The sequence below is a fragment of the Modestobacter sp. SSW1-42 genome (genome assembly GCF_046635825.1).
Taxonomy (GTDB): domain Bacteria; phylum Actinomycetota; class Actinomycetes; order Mycobacteriales; family Geodermatophilaceae; genus Modestobacter.
Map to the genome: position 1 here is coordinate 79,207 of NZ_JBISCA010000002.1, position 21,996 is coordinate 101,202.

At 76.2% G+C, this 21,996-nt stretch carries 22 protein-coding genes; 6 read left to right on the forward strand and 16 right to left on the reverse strand.

The annotated features are described in order from the left end of the window. Positions 1–67: 67 nt before the first annotated feature. The 5 genes from ACGBYP_RS05690 to ACGBYP_RS05710 all read right to left on the reverse strand — a co-directional run bounded on the left by ACGBYP_RS05690 (position 68) and on the right by ACGBYP_RS05710 (position 5,668). Positions 68–757: a hypothetical protein gene (locus ACGBYP_RS05690; protein ID WP_411582306.1), complete on the reverse strand. Its 690-nt coding sequence runs from the start codon at positions 755–757 to the stop codon at positions 68–70. Continuing rightward, positions 754–1,242 carry a pantetheine-phosphate adenylyltransferase gene (coaD, locus tag ACGBYP_RS05695; RefSeq protein WP_411582307.1) on the reverse strand — a complete coding sequence of 163 codons (489 nt, stop codon included), beginning with the start codon at positions 1,240–1,242 and terminating at the stop codon, positions 754–756. Before coaD ends, ACGBYP_RS05690 begins: the two co-directional genes overlap by 4 nt. Continuing rightward, positions 1,239–1,793, reverse strand: coding sequence for a 16S rRNA (guanine(966)-N(2))-methyltransferase RsmD (gene rsmD, locus ACGBYP_RS05700; RefSeq protein WP_411582308.1), 555 nt, complete (start codon positions 1,791–1,793; stop codon positions 1,239–1,241). The genes coaD and rsmD overlap by 4 nt, the downstream gene beginning before the upstream one ends. 61 nt (positions 1,794–1,854) lie before the next feature. Further along, complete coding sequence (recG, locus tag ACGBYP_RS05705; RefSeq protein WP_411582309.1) at positions 1,855–4,056, reverse strand: ATP-dependent DNA helicase RecG; 2,202 nt, start codon at positions 4,054–4,056, stop codon at positions 1,855–1,857. A gap of 1 nt (position 4,057) precedes the next feature. Beyond that, on the reverse strand, positions 4,058–5,668 hold the full coding sequence (locus ACGBYP_RS05710) for a DAK2 domain-containing protein (protein WP_411582310.1): 1,611 nt from the start codon (positions 5,666–5,668) through the stop codon (positions 4,058–4,060). A gap of 215 nt (positions 5,669–5,883) precedes the next feature. Here ACGBYP_RS05710 and rpmB point away from each other — a divergent pair, with 215 nt between their 5' ends. Further along, positions 5,884–6,075 carry a 50S ribosomal protein L28 gene (gene rpmB, locus ACGBYP_RS05715; RefSeq protein ID WP_163612167.1) on the forward strand — a complete coding sequence of 64 codons (192 nt, stop codon included), beginning with the start codon at positions 5,884–5,886 and terminating at the stop codon, positions 6,073–6,075. 98 nt (positions 6,076–6,173) lie between these two features. Here rpmB and ACGBYP_RS05720 read toward each other — a convergent pair whose 3' ends face one another. From ACGBYP_RS05720 to ACGBYP_RS05730, 3 genes are read right to left on the reverse strand one after another with little or no spacing between them, the layout of a single operon-like run. After that, the gene (locus ACGBYP_RS05720; protein ID WP_411582311.1) at positions 6,174–6,803 is read right to left on the reverse strand and encodes an AAA family ATPase; all 630 of its coding nucleotides are present in this window, start codon (positions 6,801–6,803) and stop codon (positions 6,174–6,176) included. Then, complete coding sequence (locus ACGBYP_RS05725) at positions 6,791–7,324, reverse strand: GNAT family N-acetyltransferase (protein WP_411582312.1); 534 nt, start codon at positions 7,322–7,324, stop codon at positions 6,791–6,793. Before ACGBYP_RS05725 ends, ACGBYP_RS05720 begins: the two co-directional genes overlap by 13 nt. Continuing rightward, positions 7,308–8,351 (reverse strand): thiamine-phosphate kinase, encoded by a 1,044-nt coding sequence (locus ACGBYP_RS05730; protein WP_411582313.1) that lies wholly within the window; start codon positions 8,349–8,351, stop codon positions 7,308–7,310. The genes ACGBYP_RS05725 and ACGBYP_RS05730 overlap by 17 nt, the downstream gene beginning before the upstream one ends. A gap of 107 nt (positions 8,352–8,458) precedes the next feature. Between ACGBYP_RS05730 and ACGBYP_RS05735 the strand changes: the two genes are divergently transcribed. Further along, positions 8,459–8,692 carry an Lrp/AsnC ligand binding domain-containing protein gene (locus ACGBYP_RS05735; RefSeq protein WP_411583667.1) on the forward strand — a complete coding sequence of 78 codons (234 nt, stop codon included), beginning with the start codon at positions 8,459–8,461 and terminating at the stop codon, positions 8,690–8,692. An 88-nt stretch (positions 8,693–8,780) separates the two neighbouring features. After that, positions 8,781–9,311 (forward strand): DUF3515 domain-containing protein, encoded by a 531-nt coding sequence (locus ACGBYP_RS05740; RefSeq protein ID WP_411582314.1) that lies wholly within the window; start codon positions 8,781–8,783, stop codon positions 9,309–9,311. Positions 9,312–9,373: 62 nt separating this feature from the next. On the opposite strand, the gene ACGBYP_RS05745 is transcribed toward ACGBYP_RS05740, so the two are convergent. From ACGBYP_RS05745 to ACGBYP_RS05770, 6 genes are all read right to left on the reverse strand, one after another. Beyond that, positions 9,374–10,027, reverse strand: coding sequence for a hypothetical protein (locus ACGBYP_RS05745; RefSeq protein WP_411582315.1), 654 nt, complete (start codon positions 10,025–10,027; stop codon positions 9,374–9,376). Between the two features lie 63 nt (positions 10,028–10,090). Continuing rightward, positions 10,091–11,263 carry a cystathionine gamma-lyase gene (locus ACGBYP_RS05750; protein ID WP_411582316.1) on the reverse strand — a complete coding sequence of 391 codons (1,173 nt, stop codon included), beginning with the start codon at positions 11,261–11,263 and terminating at the stop codon, positions 10,091–10,093. 26 nt (positions 11,264–11,289) lie between these two features. Continuing rightward, positions 11,290–12,285, reverse strand: coding sequence for an NAD(P)H-dependent glycerol-3-phosphate dehydrogenase (locus ACGBYP_RS05755; RefSeq protein WP_411582317.1), 996 nt, complete (start codon positions 12,283–12,285; stop codon positions 11,290–11,292). Next, positions 12,282–13,079, reverse strand: coding sequence for a lysophospholipid acyltransferase family protein (locus ACGBYP_RS05760; RefSeq protein WP_411582318.1), 798 nt, complete (start codon positions 13,077–13,079; stop codon positions 12,282–12,284). The genes ACGBYP_RS05755 and ACGBYP_RS05760 overlap by 4 nt, the downstream gene beginning before the upstream one ends. 94 nt (positions 13,080–13,173) lie before the next feature. Further along, positions 13,174–14,676, reverse strand: a complete 1,503-nt coding sequence (locus ACGBYP_RS05765; protein WP_411582319.1) for an amidohydrolase — start codon at positions 14,674–14,676, stop codon at positions 13,174–13,176. Beyond that, positions 14,673–16,079 (reverse strand): serine hydrolase domain-containing protein, encoded by a 1,407-nt coding sequence (locus tag ACGBYP_RS05770; RefSeq protein ID WP_411582320.1) that lies wholly within the window; start codon positions 16,077–16,079, stop codon positions 14,673–14,675. Before ACGBYP_RS05770 ends, ACGBYP_RS05765 begins: the two co-directional genes overlap by 4 nt. 93 nt (positions 16,080–16,172) lie before the next feature. Between ACGBYP_RS05770 and cofC the strand changes: the two genes are divergently transcribed. Genes cofC through ACGBYP_RS05785 form a run of 3 tightly spaced genes read left to right on the forward strand, consistent with a single transcriptional unit; the run spans position 16,173 to position 19,838 of the window. Beyond that, positions 16,173–16,817 carry a 2-phospho-L-lactate guanylyltransferase gene (gene cofC / locus ACGBYP_RS05775; RefSeq protein ID WP_411582321.1) on the forward strand — a complete coding sequence of 215 codons (645 nt, stop codon included), beginning with the start codon at positions 16,173–16,175 and terminating at the stop codon, positions 16,815–16,817. Between the two features lie 14 nt (positions 16,818–16,831). Continuing rightward, the gene (locus tag ACGBYP_RS05780) at positions 16,832–18,907 is read left to right on the forward strand and encodes an RNA degradosome polyphosphate kinase (protein ID WP_411582322.1); all 2,076 of its coding nucleotides are present in this window, start codon (positions 16,832–16,834) and stop codon (positions 18,905–18,907) included. Then, positions 18,891–19,838 carry an NUDIX hydrolase gene (locus tag ACGBYP_RS05785; protein ID WP_411582323.1) on the forward strand — a complete coding sequence of 316 codons (948 nt, stop codon included), beginning with the start codon at positions 18,891–18,893 and terminating at the stop codon, positions 19,836–19,838. The genes ACGBYP_RS05780 and ACGBYP_RS05785 overlap by 17 nt, the downstream gene beginning before the upstream one ends. Positions 19,839–19,954: 116 nt before the next feature. Here ACGBYP_RS05785 and leuD read toward each other — a convergent pair whose 3' ends face one another. Continuing rightward, on the reverse strand, positions 19,955–20,563 hold the full coding sequence (gene leuD, locus ACGBYP_RS05790; RefSeq protein WP_411582324.1) for a 3-isopropylmalate dehydratase small subunit: 609 nt from the start codon (positions 20,561–20,563) through the stop codon (positions 19,955–19,957). A 5-nt stretch (positions 20,564–20,568) separates the two neighbouring features. Then, positions 20,569–21,981: a 3-isopropylmalate dehydratase large subunit gene (gene leuC, locus ACGBYP_RS05795; RefSeq protein ID WP_411582325.1), complete on the reverse strand. Its 1,413-nt coding sequence runs from the start codon at positions 21,979–21,981 to the stop codon at positions 20,569–20,571. Positions 21,982–21,996: the final 15 nt, after the last annotated feature.

The following is a 21,996-nucleotide window of genomic DNA, read 5'->3' on the forward strand; positions in this document are numbered from 1 at the left end:
CGTCACGCCGTCCGTCGACGGCGAGGCGGTCAGGGGTGCCCGGGTCCGGGGGCTGCCACGTCACCGGTCACGGTGAACGCAGGTTGGTGCGCGCCTTCTCCACCGAACGCGTCATGTGCGCCAGCGTGTTCCCGAAGTCGGCGAGCCGGGTGTCGACGTACTCGTCGACCTCGGCCCGCATCCGGGCCACCTCGGCGGCGGTCTGCGCGCCGAGCTCGTCGGCCCGGTCGACGGCGCTGCGGTACACCTCGGTCTCGGCCAGCAGCCGCTCGTGCTCGGCCTCGGCGGCGGCGATCAGCTCGGCGTGCTGCGCATGGGCGTCGGCCAGCAGCTGCTCGTGCAGCTGGCGGGCCTCGGCGACGATCGCCTCGGCCTCGGCCTCGGCCTGCCGCAGCAGGTCGTCGGCCTGGGCCTGCGCCTGGCTGAGCACCTCGTCGCGCTGGCGGCGGGCGGTGCCGATCAGCTCCTCGCGCTGCCGGCGGGCGGTGGCGACCACCTGTTCGCTCTCGCTGCGCGTGCGGCCGGTGAGCCGCTCGGCCTCGGCCTGGGCCTGCTGCAGGATCTCGGTGCGCTGCTCGACGATGGCGCCGGCCTGCTGCACCTCGTCGGGCAGGTTCTCGCGCAGGTCGTCGAGCAGGTCGAGCAGGTGGTCACGGGGCACCATGCAGGAGGCCGACATGGGCACGCTGCGGGCGTTCTCGATGACGGTGGTCAGCTCGTCGACGGTCTCGTAGAGCCGGTACACGACCTCGGTCACGGCTGCTCCCCCTCCCGGGACCGGGCCACCAGCCGGTCGTTGACCGCCGGGGGCACCAGCGAGGACACGTCGCCGCCGAAGCGGGCGATCTGCTTGACCAGGCTGGAGGACAGGTGCCCGACCTGGGGTGCGGTGGGCATGAACAGCGTCTCGATGCCGGCCAGCTCGCGGTTCATCTGGGCCATCTGCAGCTCGTACTCGAAGTCGCCCACCGCGCGCAGCCCCTTGACGATCACCGGGACGTCGTGACTGCGGCACCAGTCGACCAGCAGGCCCTCGAAGCTGGCGACCGTCACGTTGGGGCACGCCTCGACCGCCCGGCGCAGCAGCTCCATGCGCTCGTCGACGTCGAACAGCCCGGCCTTGCCGGGGTTGACCAGCACGGCCACGACCAGCTCGTCGTACAGGGCGGCGGCGCGCGTGATCACGTCGACATGGCCGTTGGTGACCGGGTCGAAGGAGCCGGGACAGACCGCACGCCTCACGGGAAGCGACCGTACCGGAGCACGGCCTCCCCGTAGCGCCGATCGCGGACCCCCTCGAGGGGTGTCGGCCACGCGAAGGCCTCCTCCCGGCTGGACCGCTCCACGACCACGACGGCGTCCGGGGCCAGCCAGCCCCGGGCGACCAGGGAGCCCAGGACGTCGAGCACCTGCTCGACCGGCGTCACGTAGGGCGGGTCGGCGAAGACCAGGTCGAAGGGGGCCGACGCCGCACCGGCCACCACGGTGGGGACGCTGCCGGGCAGCACCACCGCCCCGGGCAGCCCGACGGCGGCGATGTTGGCCCGCAGCACCGGCAGCACCCCGGCGCCGTTCTCGACGAAGACCGCCTCGTCCGCACCGCGGGACAGCGCCTCGAGCCCGAGCGCGCCGGAGCCGGCGTAGAGGTCGAGCACCCGGGCGCCGTCGAGGTCCAGCAGCGAGCCCAGGGAGTTGAACAGGCCCTCCCGGGCCCGGTCCCCGGTCGGCCGCACCCCGGTCCGGGGCACCTTGAGCGTGCGCCCACCGGCCACGCCGGAGATCAGTCGCGTCATGTCACCAGCCTCGTCCGCCGGCCCGCCCCGGGCACGCGAGGGGTGCGGAGGACGGGGTCCGTCACGCCTTCTCCAGGTACTCGGCGCGCTCGTCGAGGCTGAGCGCCGCGACCGCGGCGGCCAGCTCGGGGTGGTCGGCCAGGCCGCGGCCCCGCTCGACGAGCGCGGTGGCCTCGACCCGGGCCTCGGCGATGAGGTGCTCGTCGTCGACGAGCGACAGCAGCCGCACCCCGGAGCGACGACCGGACTGGGCGGCGCCGAGGACGTCGCCCTCCCGCCGGGTCTCCAGGTCGAGGCGGGCGAGTGCGAACCCGTCGGTGGTGGAGGCGACCGCGGCCAGCCGCTGCCCGGTGGCCGAGCTGCTGGGCGCCTCGCTGACCAGCAGGCACAGCCCGGCGTGCTTGCCCCGGGCCACCCGCCCGCGCAGCTGGTGGAGCTGGCTGACGCCGAACCGGTCGGCGTCCATGACGACCATGACGGTCGCGTTGGGCACGTCGACGCCGACCTCGACCACCGTGGTGGCGACCAGGACGTCGACCTCGGCGGCGGCGAAGGCCTGCATCCGCGCCTCCTTGTCCTCCGGGGTCATGCGGCCGTGCAGCACCTCGACCCGCAGCGACGACAGCGGCCCGGCCCGCAGCGCGTCGGCCACGTCGAGCACCGCCAGCGGCGGGCGCTTGTCGCTCGTGCCGCCCTTCGGCTCCGGCGGCGGGGCGCCGTCCTCGCCGTCGGGGCCGTCGTCGCCCTTGCCGCCGTCGTCGAGGTCGCCGATCCGTGGGCAGACGACGTAGGCCTGCCGGCCGGCGGCGACCTCCTCGCGCAGCCGGGCCCAGGCGCGGTCGAGCCAGGCCGGCTTCTCCCCCACCGGCACGACCGAGCTGGAGACGCCGCCGCGGCCGGCGGGCAGCTGGCGCAGCGTGGAGGTCTCGAGGTCGCCGTAGACGGTCATCGCCACGGTGCGCGGGATGGGGGTCGCCGTCATGACCAGCACGTGCGGCGGCCGGTTGCCCTTGGCGCGCAGGGCGTCGCGCTGCTCGACGCCGAAGCGGTGCTGCTCGTCGACCACGACCAGGCCGAGGTCGGCGAACTCGACACCCTCCTGGAGCAGCGCGTGGGTGCCCACGACGATGCCCGCGCTGCCGTCGGCGACCGCGGCGCGGGCCTGCCGGCGCACGGCGGCCTTCTGCGACCCGGTCAGCAGCTGCACCCGGGTGCCGGCCGCGTCGCCGTCGAGCTCACCCGCCCTGCCCAGCGGACCGAGGATCGCGGCCAGGCTGCGGGCGTGCTGGGCGGCGAGCACCTCGGTGGGGGCCAGCAGTGCGGCCTGCCCCCCGGCGTCGACGACCTGGGCCATCGCCCGCAGCGCCACGACGGTCTTGCCCGAGCCGACCTCGCCCTGCAGCAGCCGGTTCATCGGCTGCTCGCGGGCGAGCTCGGCGGCCAGCTCCTCGCCCACCTCGCGCTGCCCGTCGGTGAGGGCGAACGGCAGCGCGGCGTCGACGGCGTCCAGCAGGCCGCCGCTGCGGCGTGGCCGGGCGATGCCGGGCTCCAGGGCGGCGGCCCGGCGCCGGGCGGCGAGGGTGGCCTGCAGCACCAACGCCTCGTCCCACTTGAGCCGCTCGTCGGCCTGGTCGACCTGCTCCTGGCTCTCGGGCCGGTGCTTGTGCCGCAGCGCGGTGGGCAGGTCGACCAGGCCGTGACGCGCACGGACCGCCGCCGGGATCGGGTCGTCGAGCATCTGCTCCAGCGACCGCGGGTCGTCGAGCAGCAACTTGACCGACTTCTGGATCACCCAGCTGGAGACGTCCTTGCTGGCCGGGTACAGCGGCACCATCGCCCGGGCCCAGTCGTCGTCGTCACCGGTGATGATGTGGCAGTCGGGGTGGGTGAACTGCTTCTCGCCGCGCCACAGCCCCACGGTGCCGGCGAACAGGCCCCACTCGCCGACGTCGAGGTGGGCGTGCCGGTTGTTGAAGAAGACCAGCCGCATGCTGCCCGCGCCGTCGCCCACGGTGACCTCGGTGAGCGTGCCGCGGCGCTGCTGCATCCGCCGGGTGCTCACGTTCTTCACCTGCGCCAGCACGGTGACCCGGTCGCCGACCTCCAGGCCGTCGAGCCGGGTCATCTCCCCGCGCCGGGCGTAGCGCCGCGGGTAGTGGCGCAGCAGGTCGCGGACGGTGTGCAGCGACAGCTGGGTGGCCATCACCTCGGCGGTCTTGGGGCCCAGCACCCGGGTGAGCGGGGTGCCCATGGTCAGCGCCACGTCACTCCACCCCGACCAGCAGCGGCACCGCCCCGGCACCGCCGGCGTAGCGGACGACGTCGACCGTGGGGTGCACCGCGGCCAGGTGGGCGCAGACGGCGTCGCCCAGCGCGGCGTCCTCACCCACGACGACGGTGACCATCTCGCCTCCGGCGGACAGCAGCCGGTCGAGCAGGTCGCGGGCGACCGTGGCGAGGTCGGGGCCGATCACGACGACGTCGCCCTCCGCGCTGCCCAGGACGTCGCCGGCGGCGCAGCGGCCGGCGGAGGTGAGGGCGTCGTGGGCGGCGACGGTGACCTCGGCCCAGCGGGTGGCGGCGGCCGCCTCGGCCATCGCGACCACGTCGTCGCCGAAGCGGCGGGCGGGGTCCGCGACCGCCAGCGCGGCCAGGCCCTGCACCCCCGACCGGGTCGGGACGACGACGACGTCGCGGCCGTCCTCGCGGGCGCGCTCGGCGGCGCGGGCGGTGACCGCGGTGGCCTCGGCGTCGTTGGGCAGCACCACGACCTGCTCGGCGCCGGTGCCCAGCACCGCGGCGAGGACGGCGTCCTCGGTGACCTCGCCCGCCGGGGCGGTGAGCACCGCGACGCCCTCGCCGGCGAACAGGTCGGCCAGCCCGGCGGAGCAGGTGAGCGCCACCGACGCCCGGGTGCCGGCGGCCGCGGCCGGCGGACGGACCGGGGCCAGGGCGGTGACCGAGATGCGGTGCGGGCGCCCGGCCTCGATGCCGGCCTCGATGGCGGCGCCGACGTCGCCGACGTGCACGTGCACGTTCCACTCCCGGCCGCCGGGGGTGTCGACCCCGACCACGACCAGGCAGTCGCCCAGCTCGGCCAGCCGGCCCTGCAGCCGGGCCACCGCCGCCTCGTCGGAGTCGGCGAGCAGGAACTGCACCTCGCTGCCCGGCCCGGGCGCGGGGGCGGTGGGCGCGGGGACGCCGCGGTGCCGGGCCGGCCGGCGGTCGAGCGGGGCGCGGGTGGGCACGGTGCCGGTGACGGTGCCGACCAGGGCGTCGAGCACCAGGCACCAGCCGGCCCCGCCGGCGTCGACGACCCCGGCGTCGCGGAGCGCGGCGAGCTGCCCGGGGGTGGCCTGCAGCGCGGTCAGCGCGCCGTCGGCGGCGGCCCGGACGACGTCGGCGAGCAGCGCCCGGCCCCCGGAGACCGCGGCCGCGGCGGCCTCGGCGCCGGCCCGCGCGACGGTGAGGAACGTGCCCTCCTCGGGGTCGGCGACAGCGGTGTAGGCGGTGCGGGAGGCCGCCGACAGCGCCTCGGCCAGCACCCGCCCGTCGACCCGCGCGGCCCCGGCCAGGCCGTCGGCGAGCCCGCGCAGCAGCTGGGCCAGGATCGCGCCGGAGTTGCCCCGGGCACCGAGCACGGCGCCGCGGGCCAGCACGGTCCACGGCGACTCACCGCCCGCGTCCGCCTCGCGGGCGGCCTGCTCCAGCGCGGCGTTGCCGGCCTCGGCGGTCATCAGCAGGTTGGTGCCGGTGTCGCCGTCGGGGACCGGGAAGACGTTGAGCTCGTCGAGCCGCCCCCGCGCCTGGGCAAGGGTGTCGACCACGGCGCGGCTCCACCGGCCGACCGCGGCCTCGTCCAGCGCCTCCAGCACGTGCCGGAGGGTACGCGGGAGGGCCGACAGGAGCGGCGCAGCGCGGGCCCTGCCCTGCCCGGGCCGGGGTGGTCGGACGTCGTCCTCCGGGACCGTCTACAGTGGACCGAGCGTGTGCCGGGCTGGGCCGTGCCCTGGGGTGTCCTCACCCCCGGGCTCCCGGCGGGCACCGAGAACCGACTTCAGCTTCACCAATCTTCTGGGAGTGATCGACCGTGGCTGCCGTGTGCGACGTGTGTGGCAAGGGGCCCGGTTTCGGCATGGCGGTGTCCCACTCGCACCGCCGGACGCCGCGCCGTTGGAACCCGAACATCCAGTCCGTGCGGGCTGCGCTCACCGGCGGTGGCCGCAAGCGCATCAACGCCTGCACGTCCTGCATCCGCGCCGGCAAGGTCGCCCGGGTCTAGTGCTCGGGCGCCGACCACCGGCGCCGACGTACCACCCCCGCCCCGGCGGGACCGGAGACCCCGGAGGTCACTGACCTCCGGGGTCTCCGGCGTGCTCCTCAGGCCGCGCCGATGCCCAGCGCCCGGGCGGCGGTGACCACCAGCCCGACCACCGTGTCGTGTGGGACCACCGTGCTGTCGACGACCAGGTGGTAGTGCCGGGCCTCGGCGGGGTCGCAGCGGTAGAAGTGCCGGACGTAGGCGACCCGGCCGGCGTCGGCGGCGTCCCGGTCGCGCCGGACCTCGTCCTCGGGCCGCCCCGAGTGCGCCACCGCGGCGGCCAGCCGACGCTCGGGCGCGCCGTCCAGCCGCACGTGCAGCACGTCGGGGCGGCCGCGCAGCACCATCGCCGCCGCCCGACCCAGCACCACGCCCCCGGGGCCCGCGGCGATCTCGAAGAGCACCCGCTCGGTCTGCTGCCGGTAGGCGCGCTCGTCGGGCAGCGAGGAGGTGGGCAGCACGCCGCCCACCGGGTCGGGCATCGTGCCCAGCGAGCTGACCAGCCGCCACAGCCCACGGGTGATCGTCTCGTCGTTGGCCTCGGCCTCGGCGACCGGCACCCCCAGCCGGCCGGCGACCTGGGCCGGGATGACCCGGTCGTGGAAGGGCAGCCCGAGCGCCTCGGCGACGGCCGGGGCGATCTCGGCCCCGCCGCAGCCGTACGACGCCGACACCGTCACGACGCCCACGTGTCCTCCTCCACCGGCCGGTCGGCCCCCTGGTCACCGGCGTCGAGCCGCTTGCCCAGGAAGACCGCGTCGGGCGAGTCGGCGTAGACGCCGTACCCGGCGACCGGTGTGTACCCCTCGCGGGCGTACAGCGCCAGGGCCTCGGGCTGCCGGCCGCCGGAGTTGAGCACCAGCCGGGGGTGGCCGGCCGCGGCGGCGGTGCGCTCGAGCTCGGCCAGCAGCAGCCGGGACACGCCCCGCCGCCGGAAGCCCGGCTCCACGTACATCCGCTTGAGCTCGGCCGCCCCCTCGCCGGCGCGGTGCGCCCGCCAGCCACCGCAGCCGGCGGGCACCCCGTCGACCTCGGCGACCAGGAACAGCCCGTGCGGCGGGGAGAACTCGGCCGGGTCGACGACCGCCTCGTCGCGCCCGCCGTAGCGGACCACGTACTCCTGCTGGACCCGCTCGATCAGGTGCTGCGCCACCGGGTCGGCGTAGCCGACCTGCCGCAGGGTCACCCGTGCCTCAGCCGAAGTGGACATGCCCGGTCGCCTCCCCCAGTTCCTCGGCGACCCGCGCGGCGGGCACGCCGTCCACCCGGACGCCGGGCTCCCCGCCGGCCGGGACCGCGGTCACGGTGCCGATCGTCGTCCATCCTGCCGGGGGCTCGACCGCGGCCGGGAAGGTGGCCACCAGGGCGTGATCCTCGCCACCGGTGAGCACCCAGGCCATCGGGTCGCCGCCGAGCGCGGCCGCGACCTGCGCCAGCGGCCCCACCGGGTCCAGGAATCCCGCGGCCAGGGCGGCGCGGTCGAGGTCGAGGACGACCCCGCTGTCGGCGGCCAGGTGCCCGGCGTCGGCCAGCAGCCCGTCGCTGGTGTCGCACATCGACGTGGCGCCCGCCTCGGCCGCGGCCGGGCCGGCCGCGTACGGCGGGGTGGGCCGGCGGTGCGCGGAGACCGCGGCGATCGGCGAGTGGAAGCCGCGGCGCAGCACGGCCAGCCCGCAGGCCGACCAGCCCAGCCGGCCGGCGACCGCGACGACGTCGCCGGGGCGGGCCCCGCTGCGCAGCACCGGCGCCCGGCCCTGCAGGTCGCCCAGCGCGGTCACCGACAGGACGACGGCCGCGCTGTCGGGGGCGCTGGCCGAGGTGTCACCGCCGACCACCGCGGCGCCGAACCGCTCGCACTCCTCGGCCATGCCCGAGGCGACGTCCTCCAGCCACGCGGCCGGGGTGCCGGCGGGGCAGGCCAGCCCGACCAGCAGCGCGGTCGGGACGGCGCCCATCGCGGCGACGTCGGCGAGGTTGGCCGCGGCGGCCTTGTGCCCGACGTCCTCGCCGGAGGACCAGTCGCGGCGGAAGTGCCGGCCCTCGACCAGGACGTCGGTGCAGGCCACCACCCGGCCGTCGGGGGTGCGGACGACCGCGGCGTCGTCCCCGGGGCCCACCTCGGCCAGCGCCGCGGTGCCCGAGCGGGCGACCACCCGGGCGATGAGGCCGAACTCACCGACGACGCCCACGCTGTCGGCGGCGTCGGGCCGCGGGACCAGCGGCCGGGGCCGAGTCACCGGGCGCCCTGTCCCGCTGGGGTACGTTGCCGGTCTGTCCGCTGCCCGGCGAGCAGGCCGAGCCAGCAGCGGGCATCGCCCCCGCACTGCCCGAGGAAGGTCACGTCGTGGTCCACGCCTACATCCTGATCCAGACCGAAGTCGGCAAGGCAGCCGCGGTCGCCGCGAGCATCAGCGAGATCGCCGGGGTGACCAAGGCCGAGGACGTCACCGGCCCCTACGACGTGATCGTGCGGGCCGAGGCCAACAGCGTCGACGAGCTCGGCCGGCTGGTCGTGGCGCGCGTGCAGTCGGTGGACGGGATCACCCGCACGCTGACCTGCCCCGTCGTCAACATCTGAGCCCCTGAGCACGCCCGCCCCCGCCGCGCCGGAGGTCCCACCGCGGCCGCCGGCCGACCCGCTGCGCCGCGCGGCCCTGCTGTCCACCGTGGTGCTGGTGCCGCTGGTCGTCGTCCTGCTGGTCCTGGTCAACGTCCTCGGCGGCGACGGTCCCGGCGACGACGCGAGCGGCCCGGCCGTGGTCTCCGGCCAGACGGCCGACCCGCGCGGCGACCTGCCGCCGGTGCCGGTCGACACCCCGGACGTCACCCCGGCCGCCGACCTCGCCTGCCCGGTGCTGATGGGCCAGCTGCCGCTGGAGGCCGCCGGTGAGACGTCCCGGCAGGTGCAGTCCGACACCCCGTTCGCCTACGCCTGGGGCGACCCACCGGTGGTGCTGGTCTGCGGTGTCGAGCCGCCGGCCGGGTACGTGGTGGGCGGCCCCCAGACCTTCGTGATCAACGGCGTCGAGTGGTTCGTCGACACCACCGACCCGGCCGTCTCCGTGTGGACGACCGTCGACCGCAACGTGCCGGTCCAGGTGCGGGTGCCCTCGACCTCCGACAGCGCCATCCCCACGGCGCTGGGCCCGATCATCTCCACCGCGATCCCCTACGTCGAGCCCACGCCCGGACCCTGACCGGCCCCCGTTCAGGCGTTCACCGCGAGCTCGCGAGTGGTGAGGGGGGCACGGGTCCTCCCTCAGGCCGGCGGCAGGCGGTCCAGCTGGGCCCGGGTGACCGCGAGCACCTCGGTCCGGGCGGCGTCCACGTCGGCGGCGACCGCGGCCACCGACACCGTGAACGACCCGCGGGGGCACCAGGAGAACGCCGCCGGCCCGGCCATGCCCACGTCGGGCGCCGGGGTGGTGCGCAGCAGCAGCACGCAGTCCTCGGGCAGGCCGGAGGGATCGGGGTCCAGCGTGCCGCCGTAGTAGTCGGCGTCGTTGCCGGCCAGGTCGACCGCGTAGGACGCCGCACCGCCGGCGTCGGCGAACTGGTCGAGGAAGACGCTGGTCAGCTGGTCGCCCGAGCGCCAGAACCGCTCCCAGCCGCGCTGGTAGCCGTACTGGCCCAGCACGTGCTCCTGGTGCTGGGCGTCGTCGCCGTAGCGGGCGACGTCGTCGATCGTCTTCTCCCCCGCCGGCGGGTCCAGCTCGTCGTCGGGCACCCGCGGCAGCCCCGAGGGCACCTGGTCCACCAGCAGCGGCTCCAGGCCCGCGGCGTCGGTCGGCAGGGCCGGGGAGGACGTCGCGCCCGCCGTGGGCGCGGCGCCGGAGGGGGCGCACCCGGCCACGGCCGGGGCGCCGAGCAGCAGCAGCGCCGCGGTGGCGGCGGGCCCCCACCGGAGGGTCACGGTGCCTGCCCGGTCATCGCCACCGACCCTAGTCGAGCGCCGCGCGACCGGCCCCCGGGACGCTCAGCCGCGCAGGTCCGGGAGCCCGGCCAGCGCCTGCTCGAGGTCGGCGACCAGGTCGGCGGTGTCCTCGATGCCGCAGGAGAACCGCACGAACCCGCCCGGGACGGCGTCCCCGCCCCACTGCGCGCGCCGGTCGATCGTGGTGTGCAGCCCCCCGAAGCTGGTGGCGGCCAGGAAGAACCGGCTGGCCCGGATGAGGGCGACGACCGCCTCGGCGTCGGCGAGCTCGGCGGACACGACCCCGTTCTGCCGCAGCATCTGCCGACCGGCGAGCTCGTAGGAGGGGTCGCCGGGGCGGCCGGGCCAGCGCACGCCGCGCACCGCCGGGGAGGCGGCGAGCACCTCGGCCAGCGCCGCGGCGTTGGCCGCCTGCCGGGCCAGCCGCAGGTCCAGGGTGCCCATCGAGCGGTGCGCCAGCCACGCCTCGAACGGCCCGGGCGGGTTGCCGGTGGTCTTGCGCCACGCCGCGACCCGGGCGTACAGCTCACGGCCCTTCTCGGTGCGGGCGGTGCTGACGTGCCCGAGCAGGACGTCGCTGTGCCCGGTCAGCGCCTTGGTGTCGGCGGCGACGACGACGTCGGCCCCCAGCTCCAGCGGCCGCTGCCCGATGGGGGTCGCCGTGGTGTTGTCGACCACCAGCACCGCGCCCGCGGCCTGGGTGGCCCGGGCCACCGCGGCGATGTCGCAGACGTCCAGCTGCGGGTTGCTCGGGGTCTCCAGCATCACCAGCCGGGCGCCGTCCAGGTCGCCGCGGGCGGCGACCGCCCCGATCTCCAGGGTGGGCACCAGCTCGACGGTCAGCCCCAGCCGCTGGAGCTCGTCGCGGCCGAGCACGCGGCTGGCGTAGTAGCCGTCCGACGGCAGCACCACCCGGTCACCGGCCGAGGCCAGCGCGAGCACCGCGGAGCTGATCGCGGCCATGCCGGTGGCGAAGGACAGGCAGTCGCCACCGTCGAGCTCGCCGACCGCGCGCTCGAAGACCCGCAGCGTCGGGTTGTCGGCGCGGGCGTAGGAGTCGGCGCCGTTCGCGCCCGGGGGCTGGTCGCCCAGGTGGTACGGGGCGGCGAAGACCGGGGAGGGCCGCAGCGGGGTGCCCGGCACGGCCGGCTCGTCGCCGGCGTGGGCCAGGCGGGTGCCGTCGCCGAACGGGCTCAGGTCGTCAGCGGTGCTCACAGCGTCCTCCTGGGGTGCGGCAGCCGCTACTCCGGCTTGGCCTCTCGGGACATCATCTCCCGCACCATCTGCCCGGCCGACTCGCCCTCGTGGCAGACCCGGACGACGGCCTCGGTGATCGGCACGTCGACCCCGTGCGCGCGAGCCAGGTCCAGCACCGAGCGGCAGCTCTTCACGCCCTCGGCGGTCTGCCGGGTGATCTGCTCGACCTGGGCCACCGACATGCCCTGGCCCAGGTGCTCGCCGAAGGTGCGGTTGCGCGACAGCGGCGAGGAGCAGGTGGCGACCAGGTCACCGAGCCCGGCCAGCCCGGCGAAGGTGGCGGGGTCGGCGCCCAGCGCCGTGCCCAGCCGGGCGGTCTCGGCCAGGCCGCGGGTGATCAGCGATGCCCGGGTGTTGTCGCCGTAGCCCAGGCCCTCGGCGACGCCGCAGGCCAGCGCGATGACGTTCTTGACCGCCCCGCCCAGCTCGCAGCCGACCAGGTCGGGGTTGGTGTACGGGCGGAAGTAGCGGGTGTGGCAGGCGGCCTGCAGGGCCGCGGCGCGGTCGGTGTCGGTGCAGGCGATGACCGTCGCCGAGGGCTGCTCCTCGGCGATCTCCCGGGCCAGGTTCGGCCCGGACAGCGCGGCCACCCGGTCGGCGCCGGCGCCGGTCACCTCGCAGATGACCTCGCTCATCCGCTTCGTCGTCCCGAGCTCGACGCCCTTCATCAGCGACAGCAGCGACGCGTCGCCGGGCAGCAGCGGCGCCCAGCCGGTGAGGTTGGCGCGCAGCGTCTGGCTGGGCACGGCGAGCACCACGACGTCGGCGCCCTCGAGGGCCTCGGCGGCGTCGGCGGTGGCCCGCACGGCGTCGGGCAGCCGGACGCCGGGCAGGTAGTCGGGGTTCTCCCGGCCGGCCTGGATCGCGGTGACCAGTTCGGGACGGCGGGCGTGCAGGGTGACGCTGCAGCCGGCGTCGGCGAGCACCTTGGCGAAGGTGGTGCCCCAGGAGCCGGCGCCCAGCACCGCGGCGCGGGTCACGCGGCGGTCCCGGGGAGGTCGCGGCCGGCCGGGCGCGGGTGGAAGGCGGTGGGCGGCTGCTCACCGCGCAGCTCGCCGAGCTGGTCACGGACGCGGGTCATCAGCAGGTCGGTCACCTCGCGCAGGAGCTCGCCCGACAGCGGCGCGCCGGCGCGCACCGCGGCGCGCTGGGCGGAGAGGTCGACGGGCTCGCCGACCAGGTACTGCGCCGGCGCCCGCAACCGCAGGTGCAGCCGCTTGGCGTGGTAGTCGTGCACCCGCTGCGGCCCCCACTGGGCGACCGGCAGCACCGGGACGTCGGTGGTCAGCGCCAGCCGGGCCACCCCGGAGCGGGCCTGCATCGGCCACCACTCGGGGTCCCGGGTGACCGAGCCCTCGGGGTAGATGACCACCACGTCGCCGGCGTCGAGCGCGGCCTTGGCCGCGTGCACCGAGGAGCGGGCCGCGGTGGTCCCGCGGGAGACCGGGATCTGCCCGGCGGCGCGCAGGATCGTGCCGGCCAGGCCGGTGAACAGGGCGTCCTTGGCCAGGAAGTGCGGCACCCGGCCGGCGTCCCAGACCAGCCGGGCGCAGGCCAGCGGGTCGAGCACCGAGACGTGGTTGGCCACCAGAAGCGCCCCGCCCCGGGCCGGGATCCGGTCGGCGTCCCGGTACCGCAGGGAGAAGACCGCCGACGCGACCGGGTAGACCACCGCGACGCACAGCGCGAGCGCGAACGGCACCGGGCGGCGGGTCTGCCGGCGCGGGGGGCGGGGGGCGTGCCCCACCCCGGCGGGCGACTCGTCCTGCGACATCCGGCACCTCTCCCCTCGGGTCGGGCCCCTGTGTGACCCCGGTCCTGATCGTGCCCCCCGGCCCCCGGCGGCGCGCACGCGCCCCCGGGCGCGCTCAGCCCAGCGCGGCGGACCGGTGGGTGGGGCGGCCGCCGACGAGGGTCGCCAGCACCTCCGTGGCCCGCAGGCCGGCGGCGCCGTCGCGGGCCAGCACCGCCGCCGGGGGTTCGGCGACCACCACCAGGTCGGCGACGTCGCCGACCCGCACCCCGCGCCGGCCACCGCTGGCCGCGGCGAGCGCGGCGTCGAGGTCCAGGTGCTGCTCGGGGTGCCAGGCGGCGCGCTCGTCCAGCGACCGGTGCACGGCGGCGGCGATCCCGTCCCAGGGGTCCAGCGGCGCGACCGGGGCGTCGGAGCCCAGCACCAGCTCGGCACCGGCGTCGGCCAGCGCCCGGTAGGGGAAGGCGCGGGCGGTGGCGCCGGCCCAGTGCAGGTCGGCGGCGTCCCGGTCGTCGAGCGCGTGCCGCGGCTGCACGCTGGCGACCACCCCGAGCGCGGCGAAGCGCGGCAGGTCCGCGTCGTGCACCTGCTGGGCGTGCTCGACCCGACCGGTCACCCCGGCCGCGGCGAACCCGTCCAGGGCGACGGCCACGGCCCGGTCGCCGATGGCGTGCACGGCGCGGTCCAGCCCGCCGGCGGCGGCGCGGCGCAGCAGCTGCGCCAGCTCGTCGACGGGGGTGCGCAGCAGTCCGTGCGCCTCCGGCCCGGCCACGCCGGGGTAGGGCCGGTCGCAGAACGCGGTGCGGGTGCCCAGCGAGCCGTCGACGAAGACCTTGAGCGGGCCGACCCGCAGCCGGTCGGCCGCCACCGCGTCGGTGACGCCCGGCAGCGGGTCGCCGCTGCGCAGCCCCGCGGCCACCGTGGCCTCGAGCCGGTCGACCCAGACCGCGGTGCGCACCCGCAGCGGTGGTCCCCCGGGCACCAGCGCGGCCCGGCGCGCCCAGTCGGTCACCAGGTCGCCGTACTCGAAGTCGGTGACGGCGGTGACCCCGCGGGCGGCGGCCGCGGCGGCGGCGTCGAGCACCCAGCGGTCGCCGACGTCCGGGCCCACCCCGCCGGCGCGGGCGAACACCTCCATCGCCGCGTGCTCCCGGACCACGCCGCTGGGCTCGGTCACCCCGAGCAGCCGCGCGGCGGCGGTGCTGCACCAGGCGGTGTGCAGGTCGCCGCTGACCAGGACGACGGGCACGCCGGGCAGCGCGGCGTCCAGCACCGCGGCGTCGGCCGGCCCGGGCCACAGGGCGTCCCGGAAGCCCTGGCCGAGCACGAACGTCCCCGGCCCCGCTCCCGGCCCGGCGGCCGCGGCCGCCGCGACGATCGCGGCGGCCTCGGCGGCGGAGCCAGCGGCCGAGACGTCGATCCGCTGCCGGGCCGCCGCCCACTGCTCCATGTGCACGTGCGCGTCGACCAGCCCGGGCAGCAGCACGGCGCCGTCCAGGTCGAGCACGTCCGCGGCCACGGGCAGGTCCGTGCCGACGGCCGCCACCCGGCCGCCGTCCAGGAGCACGTCCTGGACCGCCTGCCCCGACCGGGCGCGGCGCAGCAGGAGCCGGCTCACCCGGCCACCTGCCCGGCGCGCCGGGCCCGGAAGACCTCCTCGGGCCACGCGGTGATGCCCCCGAGCCGGACGGACTCGGCGGTGCCGTCCGCGGCCCAGGTGTAGGTGACGGCCTCCCCCGCCGAGCCGAACCCGGCCACCGCCTCCTGGCGCAGTACCCCCGGCGCCTCCGGGGTCAGCTCCAGGAAGTCCTCGGCCGGCTCGGGGGCGCCGGGGTGCAGCAGCACCAGCCGCCCGCCCAGCAGGGCGACGTCGGTGACGCCCCAGAGGTTGACGAAGCGGCCGGCGTGCCGCGCCAGCTCGTCGGTGGGCGCCTGTGGGCCCCCGGGCGCGGCCAGCGCCAGGTCGAGCAGCGCGAACAGGCCGCGGGCCAGCGCGTCGGCGGGGCCGTCGACGGCGTTGGTGAGCACGCTGACCACCACCTGGGCCTCGGGGTCGATCCAGGTGCGGGTGATGTGCCCGGGGTAGCCACCGCTGTGCCCGACCAGCGTGCGGTCGCCCTGGGTGCGCAGGTCCATCCCCAGCCCGTAGTGCCGGGGCGGCTTCCCGTGCGCCTCGACCACCGACTCCGGCCGGCGCATCAGCCGCTTGCTGGCCTCGCTCAGCAGCGCCGGGTCGCCGGCGAAGTGCGCGGCGCCGAAGGCGGTGAGGTCGCGCGCGGTGGAGTAGAAGCCGGTCGCGGCCGCCATCGCCCGGGTGTCGACGTGCGGGACCGTCAGCCGCTCGTCCTCGCCGTCCAGCAGCCCGGTGTGCCCGGCGGCGAACTCCCCGGCGCGGGCGGGGTCCCACTCCGGGCCGGTGTCGGCCAGCCCCAGCCGGTCGACCACCGCGGCCTGCACGTGCGCGGCGTACCCGGTGCCGGTGACCGCCTCGATCGCCAGGCCGAGCAGCGAGTAGCCGATGTTGGAGTACTTGAAGTGCTCGTTGCGGTCGAACACCGCACCCTCGCCCGCGGCGATCTCCAGCAGCAGCCGCTCGTCGGGGAAGGGCTGCAGCAGCTGCCAGTGGTCGTTGTCGCCGCCGTCCCGGATGACGCCGCCCTGGTGGCCGAGCAGCTCGCGCACGGTCACCGGGGCCAGTGGCGTCCCCGCCAGCGCCGGCACGTGCGCCGCGATCGGGTCGTCCAGCCGCATCCGGCCGGCCTCCACCAGCTGCAGGACGGCGGTGGCGGTGAACGTCTTGGAGTGCGAGGCGATCCGGAACAGGTGCCCAGGTGTCAGCGGCGTTCCGGTCGACACGTCGGCGACGCCCAGCGCGGTGTCCAGCACCAGCCGGTCGCCGACCCGGACGGCGGCCTGCACACCGGGCACCCGCAGCTTCCGGCGCTGCAGCTCCAGCCACGACCGCAGGTAGGGGGCGGCGGCCGCGGCCACCTCGGCGGTCTGCTCGGGGGTGGTGCTCATGCGGGGCGCTCCTGGGCCGGGGGGACGGTTGCCGGGAGCAGACCACCACACCGGCCGACCCGCGCGGCGCCGGGGTGTGGTCACATCATCGGGGTGCAGCCGTGGTCCCTCGTCGTCCCCGCCAAGCTGCTGAGCCGGGCCAAGACCCGGCTGGCGCCGCTGACCGCCCGGTTCGGCGACGACGCACCCGCCCGGCACCGGGAGCTCGTGCTGGCGATGCTGGCCGACACCGTGGCCGCTGCGCTCGCCAGCCCGGCCGTCGCGGGCGTGCTGGTGGTGACCGACGACCCGGGCGTCGGTGACCTGGTCCGGTCGCTGGGCGCGCGGACCGTGCCCGACGAGCCCGACCGCGGGCTCAACCCCGCGCTGGCCCACGGCGCGGCCGCCGCCCGCGCCGCCGGGGCGCGGGCGGTCGCGGCGATGAGCTCGGACCTGCCGGCGCTGCGGCCCGCCGAGCTCACGGCCGCGCTGGCCGCCGTCGCCGGGCGTGGCTTCGTCGCCGACGCCGAGGGCACCGGGACGACGCTGCTGTGCGCCGCCACCGGCGGGCTGGACCCGCGGTTCGGGCCCGGGTCGGCCGCCGCGCACGCCGCCGGCGGGGCCGTGCCGCTGGACGGCGACTGGCCCGGGCTGCGCCGCGACGTCGACACCGCCGCCGACCTGGCCGCCGCCGCGGCCCTGGGCGTGGGCCCCCGGACGGCCCGTCTCCTGGCCGCCACTCCCTGGTCACCGGGGTGAGGCAGGATCGCATCGTGCCCGCCGCTCCCTCACCGCTGCCCGCCGATCGCTTCCTCAACCGCGAGCTGTCCTGGCTGGACTTCAACTCCCGGGTGCTGGAGCTGGCCGAGGACACCGACGCGCCCCTGCTCGAGCGGGTCAAGTTCCTCTCGATCTTCGCCAGCAACCTCGACGAGTTCTTCATGGTCCGCATCGCCGGGCTCAAGCGCCGGCAGAGCACGGGCCTGGCCGTCCGCTCCCCCGACGGCCTGACCATCCGCGAGCAGCTGGCCCGGGTCACCGACCGCACCCGCGACCTGGTGCAGCGCCACGCCGCGGTGTTCAACACCGACGTCGTCCCGGAGCTGGCCGAGCACGGCATCCGGATCGTGGGCTGGTCCGACCTCGACGACGCCGAGGCCATGCGGCTGCGGGAGTACTTCCGCGACCAGGTCTTCCCGGTGCTCACCCCGCTGGCGGTCGACCCGGCGCACCCGTTCCCCTACATCAGCGGGCTGTCGCTGAACCTCGCCGTCTCCGTGCGCGACCCGGAGACCGGGGCGCCGAAGTTCGCCCGGCTCAAGGTGCCCAACAACGTGCCCCGGTTCATCCCGGTCGGCGCGGGCCGGACGCAGGACACGTCCGAGACGGCGGTGTTCCTGCTGCTCGAGGAGCTCATCGCCGCGCACCTGAGCGCGCTGTTCCCCGGCCTGGACGTGCTCGACCACCACCTGTTCCGGGTGACCCGCAACGCCGACCTCGAGGTCGAGGAGGACCGCGACGAGGACCTGCTGCAGGCCCTGGAGCGCGAGCTGGCCCGGCGCCGGTTCGGCCCGGCGGTGCGGCTGGAGGTCACCGACACGATGGACCCGCAGATCCTCGAGGTCCTGGTGTCGGAGCTGGAGATCGGCAGCGCCGACGTCGTCTCGGTGCCCGGCCCGCTCGACCTGTCCGCGCTGATGGCGCTGTACGACCTGGACCGTCCCGAGCTCAAGGACGACCCGTTCGTCCCGGCCACGCACCCGCGGCTGTCCGAGGGCGAGACGCCCAAGAGCGTGTTCGCCACGCTGCGCGAGGGCGACGTGCTGCTGCACCACCCCTACGACTCCTTCGCCACCAGCGTGCAGCGGTTCATCGAGCAGGCCGCCGCCGATCCGAACGTGCTGGCGATCAAGCAGACGCTGTACCGCACCTCCGGCGACTCCCCGATCGTGCAGGCGCTGATCGAGGCCGCCCAGGCCGGCAAGCAGGTCGTGGTGCTGGTGGAGATCAAGGCCCGCTTCGACGAGGAGGCCAACATCAGCTGGGCCCGGTCGCTGGAGCGCGCCGGCTGCCACGTCGTCTACGGCCTGGTGGGCTTGAAGACCCACTGCAAGACCGCGCTGGTGGTGCGCATGGAGAACGGCGTGCTGCGCCGCTACTGCCACATCGGCACCGGCAACTACAACCCCAAGACCGCGCGGATCTACGAGGACCTCGGCATCCTCACCGCCGACGCGCGGGTGGGCGCCGACCTCACCGACCTGTTCAACACCCTCACCGGCTACTCCCGGCAGACCACCTACCGCTCGCTGATGGTCGCCCCGCACGGCATCCGCAACGGGCTGCTGGAGAAGATCCGCCGCGAGGCCCGGCACGCCGCCGAGGGCACCCCGTCCGGCATCCGGATCAAGGTGAACTCCCTCGTCGACGAGGAGCTCATCGACGCCCTCTACGAGGCCTCGCGCGCCGGGGTGCCCGTCGAGCTGCTCATCCGCGGCATCTGCGCACTGCGCCCGGGCGTGCCGGGCCTGAGCGAGAACATCCGGGTGCGCTCGATCGTGGGCCGGTTCCTCGAGCACTCGCGGGTCATCCACTTCGCCAACGCCGGGACGCCGGAGTGGTGGCTGGGCAGCTCGGACCTCATGCACCGCAACCTCGACCGCCGGGTGGAGGTGCTGCTGCGGGTCAACGACCCCGCCGCCCAGCGCCAGCTCCAGCGGGTGTTCGACCTGGACATGGCCCCCGACGTGCGCAGCTGGGAGCTGGCCGCCGACGCGACCTGGACGCACACCGGCGGGCGGGACTCCCAGGCCGAGCTGCTCGCCACCCGGGGTGAGAACGCTGGCTGACGAACCCCGGCTCATCCCGGCCGCCGGCGGGGCGCTGTGGCGCCTGGACGCCGACGGGGCGCTGGAGACGGCGCTGGTGCACCGGCACAAGTACGACGACTGGTCGCTGCCCAAGGGCAAGCTCGACGCCGGGGAGCACGCGCTCGCGGCCGCCGTCCGGGAGGTCGGCGAGGAGACCGGTCTGGAGGTCGTGGTCGGCCGGCGCAGCGTGCAGACCCGCTACGCCCACCGGCACGGCCCCAAGCGGGTCGACTACTGGGTGATGGAGGTCGTCGGCGGGGAGTTCACGCCCAACGACGAGGTCGACGAGCTGCGCTGGCTGCCGGTCCCCGAGGCCGTGCGGCTGGCCAGCCACGACCACGACCGGGCGGTGCTGGAGGACCTGGCGCGCCCCGACGTGCCGCGCGCCCCGCGGGTGCTGCTGGTGCGGCACGCCTCGGCCGGCGACCGGTCGTCCTGGGACGGCCCGGACGCCGAGCGACCGCTGGACCGCCGGGGCCGCGAGCAGGCCGCCCGGCTGGCCGCGATGCTGCCCGTCTTCGCCCCGGCCCGGCTGCTCACCGCTCCCCCGGTGCGCTGCCGGGAGACCCTCGACCCGCTCGCCGCGGCCCTCGGGCTGGCCGTGGGCGAGGCGCCGGAGCTCGGTGAGGAGCACTTCTCCGCCGACCCGCAGGCCGGCCTGGACCTGGTCGAGCAGCTGCTGGCCACCGACGACGCCGCGGGGCCGACGCTGGTCTGCAGCCAGGGCGGGGCCATCCCCTCGGTGCTGCTGGCCCTCGGCGTCCGCTGGCACGCCGGCGCGGCCGCGCTGCCCCCGCCCGCGGCCAAGGGCAGCGTCTGGGCGCTCGGCGGCACCCCCGACGCGGAGACCGACGGGCTGGTCGCCGACTACTACCGCGACTTCTCCGCCGACCCCGCCGCCTCGCGCTGACCGCCGTCCCCCGGCACCGACCAGCCCCAGGTCCCACCGGGGCGCCGTCCTCCCGCACCTGGGCAGCTGCGGGAGGACGGCCTTCGATCAGGTCACCTGATCGAACGCGCGGAGGGTCAGCGGGTGGGCAGGGCCGGCAGGGACGCCGGCTTCCAGGCCGGACGGCGGGACTCGAAGGCGGTGATGTCGTCGAGGTGCCGCTCGGTCAGGCCGACGTCGTCGAGGCCCTCGAGCAGGCGCCAGCGGGTGTACGGGTCGATCGAGAACGGCACGGTGGTGCTGCCGTAGGTGACCTGCTCGGCCTGCAGGTCGACGGTCACCGGCAGCGCCGGGTCGGCCTCGATCGCCGCCCACAGCGCCTCGACGTCGGACTCGGGCAGGACGACGGTCAGCAGCCCGGCCTTGGTCGAGTTGTTGCGGAAGATGTCGGCGAACCGGGAGCTGATGACCACCCGGAAGCCGCCGTCCAGCAGGGCCCAGTTGGCGTGCTCGCGGGAGGAGCCGGTGCCGAAGTCGGGGCCGGCGACCAGGATCGAGGCGTGCGCGTACTGCGGCTGGTTGAGCACGAAGTCGGGCTCGTTCTTCCGCCAGGCCACGAACAGCCCGTCCTCGAAGCCGGTGCGGGTGATCCGCTTGAGGTACTCGGCCGGGATGATCTGGTCGGTGTCGACGTTGCTGCGGCGCAGCGGGGCGGCGGTGCCGGTGTGCGTGGTGAAGGCGTCCATCGTCGTCAGACTCCAGCGGTCTCGAGGTCGGCCGGGGCGGTGAGCCTGCCCGTCAGTGCGGTGGCGGCGGCCACGGCCGGGGACACCAGGTGGGTGCGCCCGCCCTTGCCCTGCCGGCCCTGGAAGTTGCGGTTGCTGGTCGAGGCCGACCGCTCGCCGGGCTTGAGCTGGTCGGGGTTCATGCCCAGGCACATCGAGCAGCCCGCGCCGCGCCACTCGGCGCCGGCCTCGGTGAACACCTGGTCCAGCCCCTCGGCCTCGGCCTGCAGCTTCACCGCGACCGACCCGGGGACGACGAGCATGCGGGTGTCGGCGTCGACCTTCTTGCCCTTGAGCAGGGCGGCGGCGACCCGCAGGTCCTCGATCCGGCCGTTGGTGCAGGAGCCGAGGAACACGGTGTCGACGGAGATCTCGCGCAGCGGCGTGCCGGCGGCCAGGCCCATGTACTCCAGCGCGGACTCCGCGGCCAGCCGGTCGCTCTCGTCGGCGATGGTGGCGGGGTCCGGCACGCTCGCGCCGATCGGCAGCCCCTGCCCGGGGTTGGTGCCCCAGGTGACGTAGGGGGTGAGCGAGGCGGCGTCGATGTGCACCTCGCGGTCGAAGACGGCGTCGTCGTCGGTGCGCAGCGTCTTCCAGTGGGCGACGGCCGCGTCCCAGTCGGCGCCCTGCGGGGCGTGCGGGCGCCCGGCCAGGTAGTCGAAGGTGGTCTGGTCGGGGGCGATGAGCCCGGCGCGGGCACCGGCCTCGATCGACATGTTGCAGATCGTCATCCGGGCCTCCATCGACAGCGCCTCGATCGCGCTGCCGCGGTACTCGATGACGTGCCCCTGGCCACCGCCGGTGCCGATCTCGGCGATGACGGCGAGGATGACGTCCTTCGCGCTGACGCCGGGCGGCAGCTCGCCGTCGACGGTCACCGACATCTGCTTGGCCGGGTACTGCGGCAGCGTCTGGGTGGCCAGCACGTGCTCGACCTCGCTGGTGCCGATGCCGAAGGCCAGCGCGCCGAAGGCGCCGTGCGTGGAGGTGTGGCTGTCGCCGCACACGATCGTCATGCCCGGCTGGGTGAGCCCCAGCTGCGGGCCGATGACGTGCACAATGCCCTGGTCGCGGTCGCCCATCGGGGCGAGCCGGATGCCGAACTCGGCGGCGTTGCGGCGCAGCGCGTCGACCTGCGCGCGGCTGACCGGGTCGGCGATGGGGCTGAGGATGTCCAGCGTCGGGACATTGTGGTCCTCGGTGGCCATCGTCAGGTCGGGACGACGGACGGTGCGGCCCGCGGCCCGCAGCCCGTCGAAGGCCTGCGGGCTGGTCACCTCGTGCACGAGGTGCAGGTCGATGTAGAGCAGGTCGGGCTCGCCCTCGGTCCGCCGGACGACGTGCTCCTCGTACACCTTCTGCGCCAGGGTCTGGCCCACCGGTCCTCCTCATCG